15 protein-coding genes are annotated in these 16,879 nt (G+C 37.1%); 10 read left to right on the plus strand and 5 right to left on the minus strand.

Annotation, left to right across the window (positions count from 1 at the left end; all coding sequences use genetic code 11):
• The first annotated feature begins 229 nt into the window (after nucleotides 1-229).
• On the plus strand, nucleotides 230-436 hold the full coding sequence (locus IGL32_RS04970; protein ID WP_002357875.1) for a hypothetical protein: 207 nt from the start codon (nucleotides 230-232) through the stop codon (nucleotides 434-436).
• A 17-nt stretch (nucleotides 437-453) separates the two neighbouring features.
• On the opposite strand, the gene IGL32_RS04975 is transcribed toward IGL32_RS04970, so the two are convergent.
• Nucleotides 454-1,233 carry a Cof-type HAD-IIB family hydrolase gene (locus IGL32_RS04975; protein WP_002363786.1) on the minus strand — a complete coding sequence of 260 codons (780 nt, stop codon included), beginning with the start codon at nucleotides 1,231-1,233 and terminating at the stop codon, nucleotides 454-456.
• 214 nt (nucleotides 1,234-1,447) lie between these two features.
• Between IGL32_RS04975 and IGL32_RS04980 the strand changes: the two genes are divergently transcribed.
• Both IGL32_RS04980 and IGL32_RS04985 read left to right on the plus strand, forming a co-directional pair.
• Entirely contained in the window at nucleotides 1,448-2,167 is a 720-nt protein-coding gene (locus IGL32_RS04980; protein WP_002381953.1) for a response regulator transcription factor, read from the plus strand.
• Nucleotides 2,167-3,636, plus strand: coding sequence for a sensor histidine kinase (locus IGL32_RS04985; RefSeq protein WP_002357872.1), 1,470 nt, complete (start codon nucleotides 2,167-2,169; stop codon nucleotides 3,634-3,636). Before IGL32_RS04980 ends, IGL32_RS04985 begins: the two co-directional genes overlap by 1 nt.
• A 38-nt stretch (nucleotides 3,637-3,674) precedes the next feature.
• Here the strand turns inward: IGL32_RS04985 and IGL32_RS04990 are convergent, their stop codons facing one another.
• The 3 genes from IGL32_RS04990 to IGL32_RS05000 all read right to left on the minus strand — a co-directional run bounded on the left by IGL32_RS04990 (nucleotide 3,675) and on the right by IGL32_RS05000 (nucleotide 7,156).
• On the minus strand, nucleotides 3,675-4,226 hold the full coding sequence (locus IGL32_RS04990; protein ID WP_002361678.1) for a hypothetical protein: 552 nt from the start codon (nucleotides 4,224-4,226) through the stop codon (nucleotides 3,675-3,677).
• Nucleotides 4,227-4,240: 14 nt separating this feature from the next.
• Nucleotides 4,241-4,942 (minus strand): hypothetical protein, encoded by a 702-nt coding sequence (locus IGL32_RS04995; protein WP_002360505.1) that lies wholly within the window; start codon nucleotides 4,940-4,942, stop codon nucleotides 4,241-4,243.
• Between the two features lie 105 nt (nucleotides 4,943-5,047).
• On the minus strand, nucleotides 5,048-7,156 hold the full coding sequence (locus IGL32_RS05000; protein WP_002357869.1) for an LTA synthase family protein: 2,109 nt from the start codon (nucleotides 7,154-7,156) through the stop codon (nucleotides 5,048-5,050).
• 257 nt (nucleotides 7,157-7,413) lie between these two features.
• Here IGL32_RS05000 and IGL32_RS05005 point away from each other — a divergent pair, with 257 nt between their 5' ends.
• On the plus strand, nucleotides 7,414-8,586 hold the full coding sequence (locus IGL32_RS05005; protein WP_002379363.1) for a class I SAM-dependent rRNA methyltransferase: 1,173 nt from the start codon (nucleotides 7,414-7,416) through the stop codon (nucleotides 8,584-8,586).
• Between the two features lie 66 nt (nucleotides 8,587-8,652).
• Here the strand turns inward: IGL32_RS05005 and rnhC are convergent, their stop codons facing one another.
• Nucleotides 8,653-9,570: a ribonuclease HIII gene (gene rnhC / locus IGL32_RS05010; RefSeq protein ID WP_002386662.1), complete on the minus strand. Its 918-nt coding sequence runs from the start codon at nucleotides 9,568-9,570 to the stop codon at nucleotides 8,653-8,655.
• A 218-nt stretch (nucleotides 9,571-9,788) separates the two neighbouring features.
• Between rnhC and IGL32_RS05015 the strand changes: the two genes are divergently transcribed.
• The 6 genes from IGL32_RS05015 (at nucleotide 9,789) to IGL32_RS05040 (ending at nucleotide 16,874) form a co-directional block, all read left to right on the plus strand.
• A complete protein-coding gene (locus tag IGL32_RS05015; RefSeq protein WP_156210057.1) occupies nucleotides 9,789-12,209 on the plus strand; it encodes a cation-translocating P-type ATPase in 2,421 nt (806 codons plus the stop codon).
• A 141-nt stretch (nucleotides 12,210-12,350) separates the two neighbouring features.
• A complete protein-coding gene (locus tag IGL32_RS05020; RefSeq protein ID WP_002379365.1) occupies nucleotides 12,351-14,237 on the plus strand; it encodes an Ig-like domain-containing protein in 1,887 nt (628 codons plus the stop codon).
• 205 nt (nucleotides 14,238-14,442) lie between these two features.
• A complete protein-coding gene (gene rimP, locus IGL32_RS05025) occupies nucleotides 14,443-14,916 on the plus strand; it encodes a ribosome maturation factor RimP (protein WP_002357863.1) in 474 nt (157 codons plus the stop codon).
• Between the two features lie 143 nt (nucleotides 14,917-15,059).
• Nucleotides 15,060-16,259 carry a transcription termination factor NusA gene (gene nusA, locus IGL32_RS05030; RefSeq protein ID WP_002357862.1) on the plus strand — a complete coding sequence of 400 codons (1,200 nt, stop codon included), beginning with the start codon at nucleotides 15,060-15,062 and terminating at the stop codon, nucleotides 16,257-16,259.
• Nucleotides 16,260-16,279: 20 nt separating this feature from the next.
• Entirely contained in the window at nucleotides 16,280-16,579 is a 300-nt protein-coding gene (gene rnpM / locus IGL32_RS05035; protein ID WP_002363794.1) for an RNase P modulator RnpM, read from the plus strand.
• Nucleotides 16,569-16,874: a YlxQ-related RNA-binding protein gene (locus IGL32_RS05040; RefSeq protein ID WP_002357860.1), complete on the plus strand. Its 306-nt coding sequence runs from the start codon at nucleotides 16,569-16,571 to the stop codon at nucleotides 16,872-16,874. Before rnpM ends, IGL32_RS05040 begins: the two co-directional genes overlap by 11 nt.
• Nucleotides 16,875-16,879 lie beyond the last annotated feature (5 nt).

Consider the following 16,879-nt stretch of genomic DNA (forward strand, 5'->3'; position numbering starts at 1 on the left):
CGAGTTCACTTTTAGTGTATCATTTTTTTTAAGAACTGTACGCAATTTAAAACAGAGATAGAAAAAAAGTGTGATTTTTTACAAAAATGAAATGAATCTTAAGAATAAATGAAAACAAATAAGGAATTAGTAAAAATTATGGGTTAGTTGTAAGAATCTAGGATCTTTCCTTGCATTTTAGTAGGAAACATCCTATCCTAAACATAGAAAAACAAAGGGGTCAATAAAAATGGACAACCAATGGTTACTCTACGGAATTAGCAGTGTTGTATTAATTATTTTAATCAGAAGAACAATCCTATCAGGAAACATCGTATTAAGTTGTTTGTTGGGAGCGATTTTGCTGATTCAAGTAGTGGGAGTAGCTCTCTGTGCACAGCAGAAAAAGAAAAATGAACATACAAAAGAACTACCTTCTTCTAAAGTACATCAATAGAAGAAGGTAGTTTTCTCTTATAGTAAATCAAATTTTTTCAAGCCATTAACAATGCCATTCTCAGTATTTTTAGTTGAAATAAAGGTGGCTTTTTCTTTTAGTTCTTCTCGCGCATTACCCATGGCAATTCCATAATCACAGGCCTCAAACAGCGCCAAATCATTGATGCCATCACCAAAGGCATAAGTCGGAATGCCGTTTAATCCCAAGGTGTTAAAAAGATTTTTGACACCAGAGCCTTTAGAGACCCCTTTACGAACAATATCTATTGAAAAAGGACCATTGCGATAAAAGGTCAATTCAGGAAACCGCTCATAGTAATATTCATCATCATCGCCATGTTGACTTAAGACCAACATCATGTTGACGGCATCATTCTCATAACCTGTGGGATCAATTTCTGGAACAGCTGAATGAATATAATCATAGGCTTGTTTCACTGTGCCAGTATGCCCTGTACAAAAAATACGGCGCTCATTGTAAAAAGCCAATTCATGACCACGCTGTTTGACATGTTCATGCAGTGAAACACATTCCTCTGTTGTAAATTCATCTGAATAAATCGTTTTTCCTTCATAATGAATAAATTGCCCGTTCATTACAATCGCAGAATCAATGCCACTGGCTTTCATAATTGGCTGAATCTCACACAAGGTCCGTCCTGTCGCAATTAAAGGTAAAATTTGATTGTCTTTCAAGGCCGCCACTGCTGCGGTAATCTCAGGAGTTATTTGCGATGTTCCATCTAACAAAGTTCCATCTAAATCAAAAAAAGTAATAGCTTTCATTTTATCCATACCCTAACATCCTCTCTACGCTTGTTATTTTAACAAACTTTTCTGAAAAGACAATGGGTTCCTTTCGTTTTCTTTAAAAGAGCAGGAAAAAAAGTGATTTTTGATGGTTCTGTAAAGGATTTTTGAAGAAATATAGAATCGGTTGGTACAAATTCAATTTTAGAGTATACTACAATAGAGCAGTTTTATGAAAAGTGAATAAGGAGTGAATGAAATGAATATATTAATGATTGAAGACAATGAATCCGTCTCAGAAATGATGCAAATGTTTTTCTTAAATGAAGGGTGGGAAGCTACCTTTAAAGATGATGGTAAAGAAGGATTGGCGACTTTTCTTGCTTCGCCAGAAAAATGGGACATGATTACGTTAGACTTAAACTTACCTAGTATGGATGGAATGGCTGTTTGTCGTGAAATTCGCAAAGTTTCAGCCAATGTTCCCATTATTATGTTGACCGCTCGTGATTCTGAAAGTGACCAAGTAATTGGCCTTGAAATGGGTGCGGATGATTATGTGACAAAACCATTTAGTCCATTAACTTTGATTGCACGGATGAAAGCTCTACATCGTCGTGCCGAGGTGGCAGAGGCTGCGCATGATACGTCTGAGAATACAGATGAAACATTTGACGTGATTACGGATCATTTTAAAATGAATACGAAAACACGAGAAACATATTTAGATAATCAATTAATTGAAGGCTTAACACCTAAAGAATTTGATTTGCTATACACTTTAGCAAAAAAACCACGCCAAGTCTTTTCACGCGAACAACTACTAGAATTGGTTTGGGACTATCAATACTTTGGCGATGAACGGACAGTTGATGCCCATATCAAAAAATTACGACAAAAAATTGAAAAAGTGGGTCCTCAAGTCATCCAAACGGTTTGGGGCGTAGGGTATAAATTCGACGATTCAGGTGTTGCTTAATGAAGTATTTGTATCAACAATTACTTGCTTTTATAGGTGTGATCGCTCTGATTATTCTCATTGTCGGAACGTCTTTCACACAATTGACCAAGCGCACAATGCAAGAAAATAACTATGAACAGCTGTATGGTTATGCAGAATCGGCTTTAGAAACACGTGACTTTTTTATTAATGTCGCAGGCGTTTCAGATCGAGATGTTTTATCCTATTCATTTCAGTTGACTGAGCGCGTACTCCAGAAGCAAGATGTGCAATTTGTGTTTATTAACAAGGACCGCGAAGTGCAGTACCCACCAGTTGATAGCACAAAAAAATTAGACTTTTCCTTAATCGATAAAAATTGGGATCAAATCATGAAAGGCAATCGTGTTTATGCAACAGAAAACATTGATATTTACGGGGCCCGAAATACTTCGTCCTATGTAATGTTACCGGTGTATGCATCAAATCAGTCTTCTGATAAAAAAGTGATTATTGGTTCACTAGTTATTACACAACCTGCCAAAAACGTTGACCGAAGTGTTCAGTCCGTGACACAAAACTTGATTAAAGGCTTTATTTTTTCTGGTGTGATTGCCTTGTTACTAAGCTATCTATTTGCGACTTTCCAAGTGAAACGAATAAATCGGATGCGTAAAGCCACCAAAGAAATTACTAGTGGAAATTTTGATATTCAATTACCGGTTCATGACAAAGATGAATTTGATGACCTAGCAGAAGATTTTAATAAAATGGCCGCGTCTTTAAAAGAATCACAAGAAGAAATCAATCGGCAAGAAGAGCGCCGTCGTCAATTTATGGCGGATGCCTCTCATGAAATGCGGACGCCTTTAACAACTATTAATGGCTTGTTAGAGGGATTGCAGTATAATGCTATTCCTGAAAATCAAAAAGAGAATGCGATTAAACTGATGCAAAATGAGACCGCTCGCTTGATTCGCTTAGTCAATGAAAATCTTGATTATGAAAAAATTCGGACCAACCAGATTCAAATTGTTGTGAAGAAGTTCAACGGAACAGAAGCTTTAGAAAATATTGTGACTCAACTAACGGCCAAAGCTGAAGCCGCCGGTAATCAATTGTATTTAGACACCACCGAACCAATTGATGTGTATGCCGATTATGATCGTTTCGTTCAAGTGGTTGTCAATATTGTTCAAAATGCGATCCAATTTACTGAAAATGGCGAAATTCATATTGCTTTAGAAAAAGGCTATTTAGAAACCATTGTCCGTATTTCTGATACAGGAATCGGCATGACGGAAGAGCAAATTCTGAATATCTGGGATCGTTATTACAAAGTAGATCCATCCCGTAAAAATACGAAATATGGAGAATCAGGATTAGGCTTACCAATCGTTCAACAATTGGTCCGTTTGCATAAAGGAAAAATTAATGTTGAGAGTGAACTTGGTAAAGGCACCACGTTTATTATTTCATTTCCTGATGTTGAAATTACTGAAAACTAAAGAAAACGTCTGGTCACAATCAGTGCCAGACGTTTTCTTTAGTTTAATAACGCATGTAGAGACAGGGGGTGCACATAGGGACTATCAATAATTTGTGGATCTTTTGTCAGAAATAGCAAGCGCTTGTTTCTTTTTTGAACTGCTATTTTTAATTGAGGTAAAATTTCTTGACGTTGTCCAATCGTTAATGAAGAAAAGATGTCATCAATCACTAACGTACTTGTTTTTGAAAGCAAAAGTTGTATTATGCGCATTTTAATTTTTTCAAAAGTCGTAAAAGAAGTAAAGGAACGACCAAGTAAGGCAGGTTCTAATTGGAACACCTGGAAAGCTTCGGCTAGAACTACTTTTCGATCCCGTTCTTTGATCGTACTAGCGATAAATAAATTTTCTTCTAATGGCAAGTAGGGCAAAAAGGTTTCACTAGAAGAAAGCCTAGTAATGGTTAATTGGTTTGTTTGGAAAAAATCGGCCAATGCGAGTTCTTGTTCTGGAGCAGAATAAATGATTCCATAAACTTCTCGCAAAGCTAACGCGTCGAATGAGGATTTTTTTTCGGTTATTTTTTTGAATGATGGTGTGACATTCATAGAAAATCCCTCCCTTATTTCTTATGTGTACGTAAATAAATCAACGTGAAAGGAGTCCCGCAAACAAGAGGAATGCCAAGCAAGATTAAGCAGTTAACAAAGCAATTACGGATTGTATAAAGTGACTGCATACTTTTAAAATCAAAAGAAAACGCTTGGATCGTTTGAATCCCTAAATGCTGGATATTTGTAATCGTGACATCCTGGTCGGTACTTTTAGCTAAAAATGCTGGAGTTTCCAAATGAGACCACTGTAAAATAGCATCACGAGCAGCCCAAAGAACAGTATTATACGTTTCTTGAAACATTAAAGTGAAAAGTAAAAAACTGAAAATTCCTAATAGAGCCGGTAAACATAACTCTAGTAAGAGCTGTTTGGTGACATACATATTTGAAAAGTGCATGTGATACCATGTATGTATTTCTTCCTTTTTTATGCGTAATGTCACATACATCAACAGAAGAAAAGTAACACCAAAGAAAATGACACTACCTAGATAGAGGTGCCAATAGTATTGGATCAGTTGGTAATGGTAACTAGTTTGTTTTTCAATATCGACAAAGTCTGGCATCGTTCGTAAAAACTCTTTTTCAAAATCAATTAAGTTAAACAGCCCAGTCAATAAGAAAGAGAACAGGAAGAAGAAGAGTGCGGTGATTAACGTGATTTTTTTATGATAAAAACTACTAGCTGTAGCGTAACGGACACTTCTCATCAACTTTCACCTCTCTAAACTATCTTTAGTATAGTGAAATAATATGAATTAATTATGAAAAAGTAGCAAAAAAGCTTGAGCAAATTGCTCAAGCTTTTTGAAGATTTATTTACCCGTTTTTTGATAGCCTTGATAACTGTCAGTGTGATATTCATCAACGGTTGATTTATTATTGTTTTTACTGTAAACACTCGTTGATTTTTCACCTTTTTCTTTTTCAATTGCTTCCAGTTGTTGCAATTGGTTCTTGTAATCATAGTCTTCTGGGTTAACTGGTTTTAAGCCGCTATTGGTATAGAAACGAAGCAAGTCACCGTTAGTAATTTGGTCAGACGTTTCTAATTGTTTCGTCGCTTTGGCTTTTAAATCAGCGACTTCTTTCTTAACTTCTTCGGTTGGCTCTGTAATTAAAGTGCCTGTTTTAGTATCGTAAATGCTAGAACCTAAAATAGTATATTTAGGTGTTACAACATTGCCGTTGCGGAAAGCAACGATTTGATTGTGTTGTTTAGAGAATAAATCTTGGCCTAACTGAATGTAGTTTTTCGTATCGACACCAAGCAAGTGTAGAAGGGTTGGTAAGGCATCAACTTGGCCGCCATACGTATGGTTCACACCGCCATTTTCTTGACCAGGAACGTGAATCATATAAGGAACACGTTGCATATTGGCGTTGTCAAAATCGTTCCAATCTGCTTTGGTTTTACCTACTAACTCTGCTAAGTTTTGGTTTCTTGAATTAGAAACCCCATAGTGATCGCCATAAAGAACAATGACTGAGTTTTCATAGAGACCTGAAGATTTCAAGTAGTTAAAGAATTCTTCGACCGCTTTATCTAAATAATTCGCTGTTGCAAAGTAACCATTAATTGTTTCGTCAGAGGTTTTTGCAATTGGGAATCCTGCTTCATCGTTTGTAAATTGAGAATAAGGATAATGATTGGACACAGCAATAAATTTAGAATAGAACGGTTGTTGTAAATGTTCTAAATATTGAACGGATTGATTAAAGAATGGTTTATCGTGTAACCCATATTGGAATGAGTTATCTGAATTAACATCATAATAACTAGCATCAAAGAAATAGTCATAGCCTAAACGTTTATAGGTTTCATTTCGATTCCAGAAGTTACCGGCATTTCCGTGGAAAGCAGCGCTAGTGTAACCTTGCGTTTGTTTTAAAATATCGGGTGCTGCTTCAAACGTATTTTTGCCACCAACTTGTGTAAAGAGTGAACCTTGGTCTAAACCAAATAGTGAATTTTCAAGTAACGTTTCGGCATCACTTGTTTTTCCTTGACCAACTTGGTGGAAGAAGTTATCAAAGCTAAAGGTACTTTTACTATTGTAAAGACTATTGATAAATGGTGTGACTTCGTGTTCTACGCCATTTTCATCTTTTAATTTGTAATTAACTAAAAATTGTTGGAAACTTTCTAAATGGATATAAATTACATTTTTGCCTTTTGCAATACCAAACTTACTATCATCGGGTGCCGCATATTGTTGTTTCACGTAATCTTCAACTTGTTTCATATCGTTAGCACTGGCTTCGGCACGGACTTGGTTTGTTTGGTAAGTCGTAATGCCATCGTACACGGTAAAGGCATTTAAGCCTAAGAATTTCACGATATAGTCACGAGAGAATTGACGTCCTAATAATTGGGGACGTTCTGTTTCAGCCATAAATAGATTGAATAAGAAAAAGACAACAGAAAGGAGTGTGACAGAGACTGCTACACGTGCGCGGACTGGACGCGCATCTGTTTTAATTTTTTTCGTTAATAATAATACGCCAATAATAATGAAGTCTAAGAAATAAATGACGTCATAAGGTCTAAAGAGACGTAAGGCACTTTCGCCAAGACCGCTAGCTACTTTGCCAGCACCAAGCATCGTATTAACTGTGATGAAGTCAGTAAATTCTCGATAATACACGACATTTGAGAAGAGCAGTAAACTCATCAAGAAGTAAATAATCATCATTGTAATATAAGAAGCTTTTTTACGGCGAACATACAAAGCGATGGCTAATAAAAAGACCGTTGTGGCAATTGGATTAATTAAGAGTATGAAGTACTCGTTAATATTTTCCAAACGTAAATGGAAATCAACGGCGTACGCAAAGAGGTTTTTTAGCCACAGTAAGATGGCGATTAGCGAGAATAACCCCAGTCGCGTGTTCAAAATATTTGTTTTAAATAATTTTTTCAAAATAAACGTCCTTTCTAAACGATGATTCTATAAAAGTAAAATTAGGTAAATTTCGTATTTTACAATATCGCTTTAATTTTACTCTTTCACAAATTTTATGTCAATTCTTACCGAAGTGAGGAATGGTGATGTTAAAGAAAACTTACTATTTCCTTAAACTTTTTAGTTCGTTAAATGACGTGAAGCTTGAATCCTTTAAAGACAGATGGGCCTTTTTTTGCTATACTAGATAGGACTTTGAAAAGTAGGTGTACAGAATGAAACTTCAAGTAACTAAAAAAGCAGAACATAAATTTAAAAAAGGATATCCTTTAATTCAGAAAGAAGATTTGCAACAAGTGCCAGCGCCGTTGCCAACAGATTGGCTTACTTTGATTGATAGTAAAGGCCAGCGTTTAGCCGAAGGATATTTAGGCGAACAAAATAAAGGAATTGGTTGGTTGCTGTCATGGCATGGACCAATTAATCAATCTTTTTTTCAACAACTCTTTGAAATAAGTCGTGAGAAGCGGACGTCTTTTGAAAAGGATTCGCTAACAACCGCGTATCGATTATTTAATGGAGAAGGGGATGGCATTGGGGGACTAATCATCGATCGCTATGCAGATTACGCCGTTTTTTCATGGTATAATGAAACCCTTTATCAGAAAAAAGCCGAACTTTTGACGGCGTTTCGCACAGTTTACCCTGACATTATTGGTGCCTACGAAAAGATTCGCTTTTCCACAAAAGATTTACCAGAATCACAGTTTTTGTATGGCGAACAAGCACCCGAGCCATTACTTGTCACTGAAAATGGCGTTCAATTTGCTACCTATTTAAACGAAGGATTAATGACAGGCATCTTTTTAGATCAAAAAGAAGTTCGTGGTCGATTAGTAGATGGTTTTGCAGTAGGTAAAACAGTCTTAAATATGTTTAGTTATACAGGTGCTTTTTCAGTAGCTGCCGCTATGGGGGGTGCCGTGGCCACCACTAGTGTGGATTTAGCTAAACGAAGCTTACCGAAAACGACTGAGCAATTTGAAGTCAATCATTTAAATCTTGCCCCGCAAAAGATTATTGTTATGGATGTTTTTGACTACTTTAAATATGCTTCGCGTAAAGGCTTGAGTTATGACATGATCATTTTGGATCCGCCGAGTTTTGCTCGCAACAAAAAGAAAGTTTTTTCCGTTGCTAAAAATTATGGGGAGCTAGTGAAAGATTCTATTGATATTTTAACGGATAAGGGAACGCTTATTGCCTCAACCAATGCGGCAAATTTATCCTTAGCCAAATATCAAAAAATGGTGATTACTGCCTTGCAAGAGAAAAATGTCCGTTACAAGATTACGGACACGTATCAATTACCGGCAGACTTTCAAGTGAATCCTAATTTTCCAGAAGGTAATTACTTAAAAGTCCTATTTATCGAAATTGAAAAATAATTTTTTACACCAAGCAAAAGTCCCAGCGCCGCTAATCGGCATTGGGACTTTTGCTTGGTGTTTATTTTATAGTAACTTTTGGGCTTTTTGGGTGTTTGCAAAATGCAGCTTCGCGTAGTTCGCTAATAAGTCTAGGCCGCCTTTTTTCAAAATACGGGCGGCTACTTGGTCTGATTTGCTGCCAGCACCAGAGGGCACAGAGAAACCCAATTCTGCAGATTCTTTGTCTAACTCTTCTAAAAAAGCAGCGCGGCTAATAATAGAGGCGGCAGCAACGGCAACATGATACTGCTCTCCTTTAGTGACGAAGAACAATTTTTCAGTGACTTGATTTTTTTCATTACGAACATATTTCCGATAATTATTTTCAGGGGTGAACTGATCAATTAAAATCCCTTCTGGCTTTGTGGGAGCCAATTCTTGTAGCAACAGATAAATCGCTTGGTTATGCAAAGCGACTTTCATGTGTACAGCATTGTAGTTTGGTTGGATCTCATTGTATTTTTTGGGTTCAACGATTAATAACTTGTAAGGAATCAGTTCTTTAATGACATGTGACAATTGAATAATTTGTGGGTCGGTTAATTCTTTGGAATCACGAACACCTAATGATTTTAGTTTGCTAATCATGCTTTTGTCAACATAGGCAGCACAGACAGTTACTGGACCAAAATAGCTACCATTACCGACTTCATCGGAACCTATCACAGACCAGTTGCCAAAATCAGCAGGCAGTGTAGTAGTCTGGGGAGAAACTTTTTTCTTTGGTGTGGTACTCGTTCCTTCCCAACGAGCGGCCTCTTTTTCAGCTTGAGGTCCCTGAAACATGACTTTACCTGATTGATAAGCGGTGATAGTAGTGGTGCCAACCTTGGCCACAAAGACAGTATAAGGGACCGTTTTATTTAAACGATTGGGTTGATAAACAGTGGTCATCTCTGCTAATGTTTTTTTACTAACTTTAATTACGTGATTCTGTGCCATCAATTGTTCCTCATTTCTTGATATTTCTTCTTTACTATAGTAAAGGAAATACAAGTAAATGAAAAGGTTTTGCGTTAGCTTGTTCCTGAAAATGACAATGTTTAGGAAATGTATAATTTTTTTCTATAGTTGGACGCTAGTTGTTATCTAAATTTTTATTCAGTGCTATACTGTGGGAGAGAAGGAGACGATGAAAGAGTCGACTAGAACAAGGGGTGATGTGTTTGAGAAGAAAAAAAGAAATGCAAGAAAATGAACCAATAGCAGTGACTGCTAACGCAGAACGCTATTATCCAGAAGATAAACAAGGCTTGACGGCCGCACAAGTTGAAGAAAGACAGCGAAAAGGCTTAGTCAATGCCGCCGTCGATACAGAGTTTATCACAACGAAACAGATTGTTATTAATAACGTATTTACGTATTTCAACTTAATTTTTGTGGTACTAGGTGTGTTATTAATGCTGGTACAATCTTATAAAAATATGACCTTTTTGCCAGTAGTAATCATTAATACGGTCATTGGAATTTACCAAGAAATTAAGTCGAAGAAAGTATTAGATAGCTTAAATATTCTAAATGCTACAAAAGTAACCGTTGTGAGGGATGGCCAAGAACAAGAAATTTCGCCAGATGAACTGGTTTTGGACGATGTGGTGCTCTTTAAATCGGGTGAACAGATTTCTGGGGATGCAATTGTCTTATCTGGTGAAGTCCGTGTGAATGAATCCTTGTTAACCGGGGAATCTGATGAGATTACCAAAGTAGCAGATAGCCAACTTTTGTCAGGTAGCTTTATTGTGTCAGGTTCTTGTTATGCAAGAATTGATAAAATTGGCGCTGAGGCCTATGTTCATCAATTAACGCTTGAAGCGAAATCAATTAAAAAAGGGGAACAATCAGAGATGGTCGGTTCCATTAACCGTTTGGTGAAATGGGTAGGGATTATTATTATTCCAATCGGCTGTGTTCTATTTTTCCAAAGTTATTTCATCAACCATCAAGGGCTTCATGACAGCATTGTCTCCATGGAAGCTGCCTTGATTGGGATGATTCCGGAAGGGTTGTACCTTTTAACAACCGTTGCATTAGCTGCCAGCACAATGCGCTTAGCGAAGCGCGGCGTTTTATTGCACAACATGAAAAGTATCGAATCCTTAGCACGTGTCGATGTGTTATGTGTAGATAAAACAGGAACAATTACTGAAAACACGATGGAAGTCCAAGAGTTGGTTCCTGTGGTGAGTACCGAAAATGATGGTACAGACTTAACCAATGTCGAAAAATTAATTGGCGATTTTTGCCGAACAATGTCAGCTGACAACGATACGATGAAAGCGATGAAAGAATTTTTTGTTACTAATAATCAGAGGGAAGCCGTTAGTTATACCTCGTTTTCGTCTGTCGAAAAATTTAGTAGCGTGACTTTCCCGGAAGCGACGTATATTCTTGGGGCGCCAGAGATGATTTTGAGAGACAATTATGAAATGTATCAATCTGAAGTGGAACATTATACAAGTCAAGGCTATCGCTTATTGGTGTTCGGAAAGTATTTAGGAGAATTTCAGGAAACGTTGGCAGCAGAGGTTCAACCTCTAGGCTACATTCTTCTTTGGAATCCGATTCGTAAAGAAGCCAAAGCAACTTTTGAATATTTCGCTGAACAAAATGTGGCTATTAAGGTCATTTCTGGCGATAATCCTTTAACAGTATCCAATGTAGCACAAGCGGCAGGCATTATTGGTGCTGAAAATTATGTGGACGCGCGAACATTAACTACAATGGAAGCCCAGACAGAAGCTTTAGAAAAATACACCGTTTTTGGTCGTGTCACGCCAGAACAAAAGAAACAATTTGTATTATTGTTGAAAAAATTAGATCATACAGTGGCGATGACAGGGGATGGAGTCAATGATATTTTAGCCATGAAAGAAGCAGATTGTAGTATTGCCATGGCTTCAGGAAATCAAGCTACAGCACAAGCCTCGCAAGTTGTGTTGTTGGATTCTGATTTTTCAACGATGCCGGAGGTTGTCTTTGAAGGCCGCCAAGTAGTTAATAACATTGAACGCTCTTCAAGTTTATTCCTTGTAAAAAATATTTTCTCCTTGCTGATGTCTGTCTTTGCTATGATTTTTGCCGTGACATATCCTTTACAACCGACACAAGTCACATTGATTAGTTTATTTACAATTGGGATTCCTTCGACATTTCTAGCTTTGGAACCAAATCATCGTCGCATTGAAGGGAAATTTCTTTTCAATGTGTTATCAAAAGCAATTCCTGGTGGGTTAACGGATATGTTAGTAGTCGGTGCCTTACTAATTTGTGGTGATATTCTTGCACTTCAAAAAACGGACATTTCAACGACTGCAACATTGTTGCTAGTTTCAGTCGGCTTTATGGTTCTTTATAAAATTAGTTCACCAATGAATCGTTACCGCAAGCGCGTAATGATTGGCTGTTTAATCGGAATGGTTATTACAAGTATTTCCATGAAAAACTTGTTCTCGTTAACTTCGGTATCGCCAACAGCCTTGTTACTTTTAGCCATTCTTTTCTTTGCAGCAGACTCAACTTTCCAACATTTATCAACCATTTCTGAAAAAGTTCAATTATGGTTTTATAAGAAAAGACATTAGGAGCAAAACACCGAGCCAAAATTATTTTGGTTCGGTGTTTTTTGTTTTTTATCGTTGGGAAAAATAAAAACACTTGCACCTAGTTAATCCTTGATAGTATAAACCTAACCAATTATTTTAGATAGGAAGGATTGAATAAAAATGAAAAAAAGAAGTTTTGTCTATTGGGGAATGTTTTTCATTCTTTTGTCGACGCTGATAACGCCTTTTCTGAAACTTGAAACAGGATATGCGCAAACGGAACCAACTAGTACCAGTGAAACCAATCAAATTTCTGCTACGCCAAATGTAGTGCCGCGTAAACAAGTGGGCAACATTGTGACAGCGATTCAACTAACGGACAAAGAGGGAAACCCACTTGGGACCATTAATCAATATACAGACATCTACCTCCGAATTGAGTTCAACTTACCGGATAATACCGTTAATAGTGGGGATACGAGTGTGATTACTTTACCCGAAGAGCTACGTCTCGAGAAAAATATGACCTTTAATGTAGTAGATGATACAGGTGCTGTGGTTGCAATCGCACAGACCGATGTAGCAAATAAAACGGTCACGTTAACGTATACAGATTACGTAGAAAACCATGCCAATATTAGTGGGTCTTTATATTTTACAAGTTTGATTGATTTCGAAAATGTCGAAAATGAATCCAAGATTCCTATTTACGTCACGGTTGAAGGGGAAAAAATATTTGCTGGCGATCTTGATTACCAAGGTGAAGGCGATGATGTTAACGAAAAATTTAGCAAGTATTCGTGGTTTATCGAAGACGATCCAACCGAAATTTACAATGTACTACGGATTAATCCAACAGGGCAAACGTATACTGATTTAGAAGTGGAAGATGTGCTAAAAACAGAAAGTTTAAGTTATATGAAAGACACTATGAAAATTGAACGAGGACAATGGACACTGGATGGAAATGCTATTTGGCAATTCACGCCAGAGGAAGATATAACTGGTCAGTTGGCTGTCCAGTATGGTCCTGATGACCGTAATTTTTCGGTGCATTTTGGCAATATTGGGACTAACGAATATCGTATCACCTATAAAACCAAAATCGATCATCTTCCCGAAAAAGGTGAAACCTTCACAAATTATGCAAAGTTAACAGAAAATCAAACGGTGGTGGAAGAAGTCGAAGTGAGTCGTGTCTCACAAACAGGTGGTGGAGAAGCTAATGGTGAACAATATGTTGTTGAAATTCATAAAGAAGATGAAGCAGGCCAGCGTTTAGCAGGTGCAGAATTTGAACTCATTCGAAACTCAACCAATCAAACAGTGGCTAAAATCACAACAGATCAAAACGGAACAGCGATTGTTAAAGGCTTGTTAAAAGATAACTATACTTTAGTAGAAACCAAAGCACCTACCGGTTACCAACTTTCGCAAAACAAGATTCCAATAACACCTGAAGACTTTGGTAAAAACTTAGTTGCACTGAAAACTGTTGTGAATCATAAGATTTCATATCAACCAGTCGCTGCTTCATTTTTAGCTGGAAAAGTTCTTTTAGGAAAACCACTGAAGGATGCTGAATTTCAATTTGAATTGTTAGATGAGAAAGGCACAGTACTAGAAACGGTTAGTAACGATACTTTAGGGAAAATTCAATTTTCACCATTAACCTTTGAAACTCCTGGAAACTATCAATACACCATTCGGGAAGTAAACACGCAACAGACAGGTGTTTCCTACGATACGCACAACCTTCAAGTTCAAGTAACCGTCGAGGCGCTTTTAGGAAATCTTGTAGCAACTACTCAGTATGATGGAGGTCAAGTATTTACTAATCACTATACGCCAGAAAAACCTATAGAAAGTACCACACCACCAACGAGTGGGACAACAGATACTACCACGAATTCAACCACAGAAACTACTTCAATAACCATTGAAAAACAGGCGATTCGTAATAAGGAATTGCCAAAAACAGGAGAAACAAAAGAAAACGCGTTTCTTTTCTTAGGTAGCCTTCTTTTGATTCAAGGATTATTTATCTATTTTAAAACGAAAAAATAATCGCTTAGATAGTTTCAGTAATCGAGACAAAATGTGCAAATTTCGAGAGATTTAGCTTGTTCATTTGAGTTTGGAGTGGTTCTGTGCTATACTATCTTTAGCGTAATGATACTAGTTGGGAGTGAGCGGATTTCTGCTCACTCTTTTTGATGGAAAAGTCATCAGGACACGGTTCGTTACATCAATCTCGAAGGAGGCGAAAATTTTGAGTAGTGCTGTGGAAACTGTAACAAAGTTAGTCACACCAATCTTAGAAGAACAAAATTTTGAACTTGTGGAAGTAGAGTTTGTTAAGGAAGGAAAAAATTGGTTTTTACGAGTATTTATCGATAAAGAAGGTGGCATTGATATTGAGGAATGTGCCTTTGTCAGCGAAAAATTAAGTGAAAAACTAGATGCAATGGATCCAGATCCAATTCCGCAAGCGTACTTTCTGGAAGTTTCTTCTCCGGGAGCAGAACGTCCGTTAAAGAAAGAAAGCGATTATGAACAAGCGGTAGGTAAGTACATTCATATTTCTCTTTATCAAGCAGTTGATGGAGAAAAACAGATTGAGGGTACCTTAGTCCATCTTGATTCAGAACAATTAACATTAAGTGTAAAAATTAAAACCAGAGTGAAGGAAATGACTTTTGAACGTAAAAATATCGCAAAAGCTCGTTTAGCCATTCAATTTTAATCAACAGACTCGAATGTAAAAAAGGGTCCACTAAAAGTTTTACTTTTAGCTAGGCCTGTGACAAGTTTTAACGAGAAGTTTTTCCCTTGGAAGAAGAACCACTCGTTCAGCTTTAACGAATCCATAGGAGGAAAAGAAAAACAATGAGCAAAGAAATGTTAAATGCATTAGACGTATTAGAAGCTGAAAAAGGGATTCCTAAAGATACGGTGATTGAAGCGTTACAAGCAGCTTTAGTTTCTGCATATAAAAGACATTATGGACAAGCAAGCAACGTCGAAGTTGAATTTGAACCAAAAAAAGGCAATATTCATGTGTATGCTGTCAAAGAAGTAACAGAAGAAGTATTTGATTCACAATTGGAAGTTTCATTAAAAGATGCCGTTGCATTAAATGGTGCATATGAAATCGGCGACAAAATTCGTTTTGAAGTTACGCCAAAAGACTTTGGCCGCATTGCTGCCCAAACAGCAAAGCAAGTAATTTTACAACGTGTCCGTGAAGCAGAAAGAACAATTATTTATAATGAATTTAGCGAATATGAAAATGACATCATGCAAGGAATTGTTGAACGTCAAGATCGTCGTTATATTTATGTAAACTTAGGTAAAATCGAAGCAGTCTTATCAAAACAAGATCAAATGCCAAATGAATTTTACCAACCGCATGATCGGATTAAAGTTTACGTATCACGTGTTGAAAACACATCAAAAGGCCCACAAGTTTTTGTAAGCCGTAGTCATCCAGATTTACTAAAACGTCTTTTTGAACAAGAAATTCCAGAAGTTTATGATGGAATTGTTGAAATCGTAAGCGTCGCTCGTGAAGCTGGCGATCGTTCAAAAGTAGCCGTTCGTTCAACAGATCCTAATATTGACCCAGTGGGTACCTGTGTTGGTCCAAAAGGCCAACGTGTCCAAGCGATTGTGAATGAATTAAAAGGCGAAAATATGGATATTGTGGAATGGAACGAAGATCCAGCTATTTATATTAGTAATGCCTTGAATCCAGCTCAAGTATTAGATGTTATTTTTGATCCAGAAAATAGCAAAGCATGTACAGTTGTTGTACCTGATTATCAATTGTCATTAGCAATTGGTAAACGTGGTCAAAATGCGCGCTTAGCTGCTAAATTAACGGGCCATAAAATTGATATCAAATCAGAATCTGATATGGCTGAATTTTATGAACAACAAGCCAATCAAGAAGTTGCCGAAGTGGCAGAAGAAATGGATGAAGCAATTATCCATTCAGATATGACGGCAGATGATTACGAAAACTTGGCTGCTGAAGAAGCAGTTGTTGAAGCAGAAATTACAGAAGAATTACCTGAACAAGAATAACGTTTTTGGAGGGTGAAAAAATGAAAAAGAGAAAAATTCCAATGCGTAAATCGGTTGTTTCAGGCGAAATGAAACCGAAAAAAGAATTAGTCAGAATTACTCGCTCCAAAGAAGGCGAGGTGGCCTTAGATCCAACTGGTAAATTACCTGGACGTGGCGCTTACGTTGATTTGGATCCTGCGGAAGTCCAAAAAGCTTGGGATAAAAAAATTCTTGATCGTGTCTTAGAAACAAAATTAAGTGATGAATTTTATCAAGAACTATTGGATTATGTAACACATCAAAAAGCCCGCAAAGAGTTGTTTGGCGATGGAAAATAAAACCAAAATTTTGAACCTTTTAGGTTTAGCAATGCGCGCCGGTAAATTAGTCACAGGCGAGGAATTAACCCTTAAAGATATTCGTGCAAACAAAGCGAAATTTGTGTTTGTTGCGCAAGATGCCAGTGAGAATACTAGAAAGAAAATCAAGGACAAAAGTTCTTATTATAATGTTCCTGTTAGCGAACTGTTCAGTCAATTCGAGCTCAGCCAAGCGATTGGGCGACCACGAATGGTTATCGGAGTAACTGATGCAGGATTTGCCACCAAAATCAAGGAATTACTAAAAGGTTAGGAAGG

Origin of the sequence: Enterococcus sp. AZ035 (assembly GCF_050548325.1) — a bacterium.
Classification (GTDB): Bacteria; Bacillota; Bacilli; order Lactobacillales; family Enterococcaceae; genus Enterococcus; species Enterococcus faecalis.

Coding starts and splice junctions, on each gene's coding strand:
- IGL32_RS04970 (WP_002357875.1), top strand. CDS start 230: ATGGACAACCAATGGTTACTCTACGGAATTAGCAGTGTTGTATTAATT.
- IGL32_RS04975 (WP_002363786.1), bottom strand. CDS start 1,233: ATGGATAAAATGAAAGCTATTACTTTTTTTGATTTAGATGGAACTTTG.
- IGL32_RS04980 (WP_002381953.1), top strand. CDS start 1,448: ATGAATATATTAATGATTGAAGACAATGAATCCGTCTCAGAAATGATG.
- IGL32_RS04985 (WP_002357872.1), top strand. CDS start 2,167: ATGAAGTATTTGTATCAACAATTACTTGCTTTTATAGGTGTGATCGCT.
- IGL32_RS04990 (WP_002361678.1), bottom strand. CDS start 4,226: ATGAATGTCACACCATCATTCAAAAAAATAACCGAAAAAAAATCCTCA.
- IGL32_RS04995 (WP_002360505.1), bottom strand. CDS start 4,942: ATGAGAAGTGTCCGTTACGCTACAGCTAGTAGTTTTTATCATAAAAAA.
- IGL32_RS05005 (WP_002379363.1), top strand. CDS start 7,414: ATGAAACTTCAAGTAACTAAAAAAGCAGAACATAAATTTAAAAAAGGA.
- rnhC (WP_002386662.1), bottom strand. CDS start 9,570: ATGGCACAGAATCACGTAATTAAAGTTAGTAAAAAAACATTAGCAGAG.
- IGL32_RS05015 (WP_156210057.1), top strand. CDS start 9,789: ATGTGTTTGAGAAGAAAAAAAGAAATGCAAGAAAATGAACCAATAGCA.
- IGL32_RS05020 (WP_002379365.1), top strand. CDS start 12,351: ATGAAAAAAAGAAGTTTTGTCTATTGGGGAATGTTTTTCATTCTTTTG.
- nusA (WP_002357862.1), top strand. CDS start 15,060: ATGAGCAAAGAAATGTTAAATGCATTAGACGTATTAGAAGCTGAAAAA.
- rnpM (WP_002363794.1), top strand. CDS start 16,280: ATGAAAAAGAGAAAAATTCCAATGCGTAAATCGGTTGTTTCAGGCGAA.
- IGL32_RS05040 (WP_002357860.1), top strand. CDS start 16,569: ATGGAAAATAAAACCAAAATTTTGAACCTTTTAGGTTTAGCAATGCGC.